The organism is Nocardiopsis mangrovi (assembly GCF_042653925.1).
Lineage (GTDB): Bacteria > Actinomycetota > Actinomycetes > Streptosporangiales > Streptosporangiaceae > Nocardiopsis_B > Nocardiopsis_B mangrovi.
Window position 1 is genome coordinate 97,955 of sequence record NZ_JBHSFQ010000023.1, and the last position, 6,867, is coordinate 104,821.

Sequence of the window (6,867 nt, forward strand, 5' to 3'; positions counted from 1 at the left end):
TATGGAGAATGCTGTATCACACCCGGGGAGAATAGCGAGCCCATTCGGATGCCCTCGCGGACGTCCGGATCCGGACCGACCCACGCCCCCCGCCGAGGTGTCCACCAGCGACAGAAAGGCCCCAAATGCCACACCCGTGACCTTCTACACCGAGCCCAGCCCCGCCCTTCCCTCGATATCGGCATCGCCCGCTCACGCGACCCGCCGGCGCCCCGCAGATTCCGAAGCCACCCAAAACGGAATAGATGCCATCGAGCAGGGCTTTATTAAAAGCCAGTAAATCCTCGGGGGATCTCTTGCAGTTCCATTTACTCGGCCCCTTGGAAGTCGTCGACGACGGACTTCCCGTTCCCCTGCGCGGCGTGAAACAGCGCGCGGCGCTCGGATTCCTCCTCCTGCACGCCAATGAGGTCGTGGCGACCAGCCGCCTCCTAAGGGCCCTATGGCAGCAGACCACGCCGCCGACCGCGCGCAAGATGCTCCAGAACGCGGTCGCGGACATCCGCCGGCTCCTCGTTCCCGGCCCCAGCGGCGCCCCCACCGCCGCCCTCCTGACCCACGCCCCCGGATACCTGCTCCATCTCGACGCCGACCGCATCGACCTGCGCCGGTTCGAACGCCTGACCTCCCGGGGAAGATCCGAACTCGCCGCCGGCGCGTGGAGATCCGCCGCCCGCTCCCTGCGGGAGGCCCTGGGGATGTGGCGCGGAGCGGCACTGGCCGACCTCGTGGAGAAGGGCATCCGCTGGCCCGAACTCGCCGCGGTGCAGGAGCACCGCCTCGCCGCGTTCGAGGACTGCTTCGACGCCGAACTCGCCTGCGGCCGGCACCACGAGATCGTCGGCGACCTCGAAGCCCTCGCCGAGACCGAGCCGCCCCGCGAACGCCTGCACGGCCAGCTGATGGTCGCGCTCTACCGGTCGGGGCGCCAGACCGACGCGCTCGGCGTCTACCGGCGCACCCACGCCGCCCTGGTGGACGACCTCGGCATCGAGCCCGGCCGCGAACTCCGCGAGCTGCACCGCATGATCCTCGACCACGACCCGGCACTCGACCTGCCCCCGGGCGACAACGGGGCACCGCCCCGCCCACTGCTCTCGCTCGGCGGGGGCCCGCCCGATCCCGGCTCGGGAGGCCGGAGCCACGCCGCAGCCGCCCTGTCCTCCGATCCCCCGCCCGCACCGACCGCACCCCAGCGGGCACGGGTCACCGCGGTGCTCGCGACCGCGGGGCTCAACGACGGTACTCCGCTCGACCGCGCCGAAGCGGCGTGCCGGCACGCGGTCGCGGCAACACGCGCCGAGATCGAGCGGTTCGGCGGCGTCGTCGCCGACTCCGTCGGGCCCATGACGCTCGGCGTGTTCGGCTGGCCCGGCCGGGGCGCGCCGACCGGCACCCCCGCGCAGGACGACGCCGAACGCGCGGTGTGCGCGGCGCTGGCGATCCGCGACCGCTTCCCCGCGGCCGCCGCCGACCCGGCGACACCCGGCGCCCATCCGGTCCGCGCCGCCGTCAGGACCGCGGTGGCCACGGGCGACCTCCTCGCCGTCCCCCGCGCCGACGCCCCGCCCCGCATCATCTCCGGCGGCGTGATCGACGCCTGCCTGCGGCTCCTCGCGTCCACCGCCCCGGGAGGCGTACTCGTCTGCGACACCACCAACGAGGCCAGCAGGCAGGCCGTCGTGTACTGCTCGGACTGCGCCCCCGCCGGCGGCTGGGAACCCCTGGGAGCGCTGCCCGAGGGCCGGTGCGCACCCGGACCTGAAGGCGGGGGCGAACGCGAACTCGTGGTCCTGCGCGGCTTGCTCGAACGCGTTCGCCGACGCAACCGGCCGCACCTGGTCACCCTGCTGGGCGAGCCCGGATCGGCCCGGACCACCGGGCTCATGCTCGGATTGCAGCAGTCGGTCGACGCACTGCCGACCGTGGTGCGATGCCTCTGGGGCGGCGGCCCCGCCTCCGGTGCGGACACGGCCCCTTCGGCCCTGGCCTCGATCGCCAGGGCGTACGCGGGGGTCGCCGACACCGACACCCGCGAGGCCGCCGAGGGCAGACTCGCCGACGCCGTGCGCGGCTTGGTGGGCGCCGGTGACCTCGCCGCCTGGCTCATCTCCCACCTGCTGCCGCTCATGGTGCGGGACGACAGGTCCCCCGAGGCGTACAAGGCCATGCGGTGGTTCCTGGAGGAGATCGCCGCACAACGTCCGCTGATCGTCGTCATCGAGGACCTGGACCGCGCCGACGACGACCTGCTGGAGTTCATCGGCGACCTCGTCGAGCGGGTGAGCCCCGTCCCGTTGCTGGTGATGGCCATCGCCCGGCCCGAACTGCTGCGCCGCCGCCCCGGCTGGGGCACGGGACGGTTCGACGCCACGACGATCACCCTCGACCCCGCCGACCCGCCGGACGCGCCGGCGCAGGACCACAGCAGGGAGACCGCCCGGGCCGCCCGGCCCTGACCCCGTACACGAACGGCGGATGCGGGCCGCGTGCACAGCACGCGGCCCGCCCATCCGCCCGGCCGGGGCGCGGCGAAGGCGCGTGCGCCCGCGTCATCCGCGGTGCGTCTCGGCGCGCCCGGCACGGCCCGCCGAGGCGTCGGCGCCGCACCGGATGCGGTCGAGCGCGGCCTGATGGGCGGCCGGGTCGGTCAGGACGCCGACGTACTCGCGCCCGCCGTCGACCCGGAGGTGGCGCCGCCCCACCACGAGGTCGTGGCCGCTCTCGGTGGCGCGGCAGACCATCGTCGTGTTCACGATCCCCGCTTCGGCGAGGAACCGCTGCAACCGGGCGGTGAAGCCGTCCCACTCCGCCACCTCGCGGTGCCGGGGGCGGAACCGGTACACGGCCCGCCACTCGCCGTCGCCGCACCTGCGGTGCACCACGTTCCGGGAACCCTGCACGGTCACCTTGAACCCGCACCCGTGCTGGTGCTGTTCCACCCCGGGGGCCACACGCAGCGGCTCGATGAACAATGGGCCGGAGAACCCGACATCGGCGAGCCAGACCTCGCCGTCCAGGTCCACCCCCGTCAACCGGTGCGACAGGTCCGGGCTGAAGGTGCCGTTGTCCTGGCGGACGCCGGCCGAGAACGTGCGGGTGGTGAAGCCCGCGTCGTCGAGCAGCCGCCGCATCAGCAGGTTGAGCTCGAAGCAGATGCCCCCCGACCCGCGCACCACGATCTTGTCGAAGGCGGCGTCGATGTCGACGTCGGCCAGGTTGGCCGGGAGCGGGCCGCCGCCTTCGGGGAACCGGGTGTTGTCGTAGGGGATGGTGCGGAGGTGGCGCCGGTGCAGTTCCCGCAGTGTCTCCAGGGTGGCGTCGAGCGGTCCCGTGTATCCGAGGCGCCGGAGGTAGACGCGGGTGTCGAACGCGGGGGCACGGTCCGGTCGCATGTGTCGCGGTCCTCTCTTCCGGTCTCCGGGGGTACCGGGTCATCGGGGCGCCCAGCCTCCGGGTGGCCGGGTGGCCGGGCGGCCGGGCGGCTCCCAAGTGCGGTCAGCGCACCCGCTCCGCCATCTCCGCAAGCCGTGCCGCCACCTTCGCGCGCAGGGCGGGGTCGAGCTCCGCCGCGGAGATGGTCCGCGCCACACCGTCGAGGTCGTCGAGCACGGAGCCCGCCGCCGGGCCGCCCGCCGCGGCCACCAGCGGCAGGAGGTGACGGGTGAGCATGTCCGGTGTCGGATGGTCGAAGATCAGCGCCGACCCGACGGCGGTACCGGTGGCCGCGCCGAGCCGCCCGCCGAATTCGAGGGTGGTCAGCGAGTCGAACCCGGCGTCGAAGAACGCGTCATCGGGGGCCATCCGGTCCGCGGCGCTGCGGCCGAGCACCAGAGCCGCGGTGTCGAGGACCCGGTCCAGCAGGAGGCGGTGTCCCTCGGACTCGGGCAGCCGGGAGATCCTGCGGGCGAGCCCGTCGCGCTCCCCCGGCCCCCCGCCGGCGGGGCCCCGCACCGCGCGGCGGGGCGGGCGGACCAGACCGCGCAGCACGGGCGCCACCGTTCCGCCGAACGCGCGCGCGGCATGGGCGCGCACCGCAGCGGTGTCGAGGTGCACGGGGACCACGGCGGCCTCTCCGGAAGCGAGGGCGGCGTCGAACAGCGCCATGCCCTCGGCCGTGGACAGGGCACGCAGCCCCTGCCGGGCCATGCGGGCGAGGTCGGCCCGGCCCAGCCGCCCGCTCAGACCGCCGGACCGTTCCCACTGCCCCCACGCCAGGGAGGTCCCCGCCAGGCCGACGGCGCGGCGCCGCTGCGCAAGGGCGTCCAGGAACGCGTTCGCGGCGGCGTAGTTCCCCTGCCCCGGACTGCCCAGGACCCCCGCGGCGGAGGAGAACAGGACGAAGGCGTCGAGATCGAGCCCGCGGGTGAGGGCGTCGAGGTTCAGCGCCGCTTCGGACTTGGGCCCGAACACGGTATCGATCCGCTCGGGGGTCATCCCGGAGATCAGGCCGTCGTCCACCACTCCGGCCGTGTGCACCACGGCGCGCAGCGGCTGCTCCGCGGGGATGGCGTCGAGCAGCCGTGCGAGGCCGGCGCGGTCGGCGACGTCGCACGCCTCCACCGCGACCTCGGCGCCCAGCGCCTCCAGCCGCGCGGCGAGGGATGCGGCCCCGTCGGCCGCGGGTCCGCGCCGGCTCACCAGGAGCAGCCGCCGGACCCCGTGCGCGGTGGCGAGGTGGCACGCCACCTCGCCCCCCAGTGCCCCGGTGCCGCCGGTCACCAGGACCGTTCCGCCCGAGGACAACGGAGGGCGGGCGGGGTCGTCGGGCACCGTCATGCGCTCAAGGCGGGGCACCAGCACGGTCCCCCCGCGCAGCGCCACCTGCGATTCGCCCGAGGCGGCGAGGGCGGGCAGCAGTCGGCGCGCCGCACGGGCGGGGTCGGTGCCGTCGTCGGTGTCGAACAGCAGGATCCGGCCGGGATACTCCGCCTGCGCCGAACGGAGCAACCCCCACACGGCGGCGCCGACGGGGTCGGGAGCGGGCGCCGACCCGCCCGCGGCCACGGCGCCGCGGGTCAGCACCGCGAGGCGCGTACCGAGGAGTCCCGCTTCGGCCGCCCATTCCTGCACGACTCCGAGGACGCACGCGACGGCGGCGGGGGCGGCGCCGGGCTCCGGAGCGCCGTGCGCGGCCCCGGCGTCGAACAGCAGGAGTTCGGGGGCGGGCATACCGTCCTCGACCGCGTCCGCAAGGGACTCGATGTCGTCGAACGCGGGCGCGGGACCGTCATCGAGGCCGGCCGACCGGACCGCGGGGTGGTCGGCGGGCCCCAGCAGCGCCCAGCGCCCCGCTCCGGGGGCGGCCGGTGGCGGTGCGGGCGCCTCGATCCAGCCGAGGCGCAGCAGCGAGCGCGCGACCACACCCGGGACCGGGGGTGCGGGCTGCGCGGCGGCCGGGCGCAGGGTCAGGGAGGCGACCGACGCGACGGGCCGGCCGGTGCCGTCCGCGAGGTCGAGGGAGACGGTGGAATCGCCGGTCGCGACCGCGCGCGCCCGGAGGCGGGTCGCGCCGGAGGCGTGCAGCACCAGCCCGCTCCATTCGGCGGCCTGGAGGATACGGCGCGGCGCGGTGCCGGGATCGACGCAGAGCGCCGCGAGGTGGACGGCCGCACCGAGGACCGACGGGTGCAGGGCGAATCGGTGGTCCTCGTCGGGGGCGTCGTCCGGTTCGGCCCCGAGGTCGATCTCGGCGTGGACGGTGTCGCCGAGGCGCCAGACAGCGGCGAGGAGGTCCGGCCCCGGGCCGCAGGACAGGCCGGCGTCGCGGAGGTCCTCCTCGAACGCGGCGGTGTCGACCGGGTGTGCTCCTTCCGGAGGCCACGACGCGACGGTCTCGGGGCCCTCGGGGGCGGGAGGCGGCGGGCCGCAGGCGCCGAGCACCGCGCGGGCGTTGCGGGTCCAGGGCGCGTCGGGTACGGCATCGTCGAGGCGCGTATGGACCTCGGCCCGCCGCCGACCGGCGTCGTCGGCCGCCGTCACCGTGATCTGCACCCGCACGGCCCCCTCTGCGGAGAGGGCGATGGGTTCCTCGACGGCCAAGTGGTGGACGGTGTCGCAGCCGGCCTCGTCGGCGGCGCGGATCACCAGCTCCGGGAGCACCCCCGGAGGTGCGATCCCGACCCCGCCCATGTGGTGGCCGGCCGCCCACGGGTGCGCCGACGGCGCCAGCCGTCCGGTCAGCAGCAGGCCGCCGGACCCGGGAAGCGGGGAGGCCGCCACGAGCACGGGATGGCCGGTGACCGAAAGGCCGGCGGCGGCCATCGCGCCCTCCGCTCCGGCCCGACCGGATGGGGCCGGCGGGGTGTCGGGCCAGTAGCGCCGGTGCTGGAAGGCGTAGGTCGGCAGATCCACGCGCCGGGCACCACCTCCCCGGATCACCTCCGCCCACGCGATGTCCGTCCCGCGAACGTGCATCCGGGCCAGCGCGGTCAGCGAGGTGGTCACCTCATCGCGGTCGCGGCGCAGCATCGGCGCGCACAACACGTCATCGTCGGCCGTGTCGCGCAGGGCCTGTCGGGCCATTGCGCTGAGCGTGCCCCCCGGCCCCAGCTCCAGGAAGGCGGTCGCGCCCGCCTCGCGAGCGGCGGCGACACCGTCGGCGAACCGGACCGGGCAGCGCACCTGCCGCACCCAATACCCCGGATCGGTCAACAAACCCGCCTCCGCCACCCGACCCGTCACATTCGACACCACCGCCAACCGCGGCTCCGCAAACGAAACACCGCCCAGAACCTCCTCGAACTCCCCCAGCATCGGCTCCATCCGCGCCGAATGAAACGCATGCGACACCCGCAACCGACGCGCACGCACCCCCTGACCCGCCAACCGGTCGACCACCCCCACCACCGCATCCTCATCCCCCGA

The 6,867-nt window shown here is 75.2% G+C and carries 3 protein-coding genes; 1 reads left to right on the forward strand and 2 read right to left on the reverse strand.

Annotation, left to right across the window (positions count from 1 at the left end; translation table 11 throughout):
* Positions 1-320 precede the first annotated feature (320 nt).
* A complete protein-coding gene (locus ACFO4E_RS21160; protein ID WP_378577431.1) occupies positions 321-2,459 on the forward strand; it encodes a BTAD domain-containing putative transcriptional regulator in 2,139 nt (712 codons plus the stop codon).
* Between the two features lie 93 nt (positions 2,460-2,552).
* Here the strand turns inward: ACFO4E_RS21160 and ACFO4E_RS21165 are convergent, their stop codons facing one another.
* Together ACFO4E_RS21165 and ACFO4E_RS21170 are read right to left on the reverse strand one after the other, a co-directional pair.
* Positions 2,553-3,395 carry an arylamine N-acetyltransferase family protein gene (locus ACFO4E_RS21165; RefSeq protein ID WP_378577433.1) on the reverse strand — a complete coding sequence of 281 codons (843 nt, stop codon included), beginning with the start codon at positions 3,393-3,395 and terminating at the stop codon, positions 2,553-2,555.
* Between the two features lie 103 nt (positions 3,396-3,498).
* The coding region (locus tag ACFO4E_RS21170) for a type I polyketide synthase (protein ID WP_378577435.1) at positions 3,499-6,867 on the reverse strand (3,369 nt) is incomplete at its 5' end.

What these genes read in the sequence shown, in the direction of transcription:
- ACFO4E_RS21165 (WP_378577433.1), bottom strand. Translation starts at nt 3,395, where the DNA reads ATGCGACCGGACCGTGCCCCCGCGTTCGACACCCGCGTCTACCTCCGG.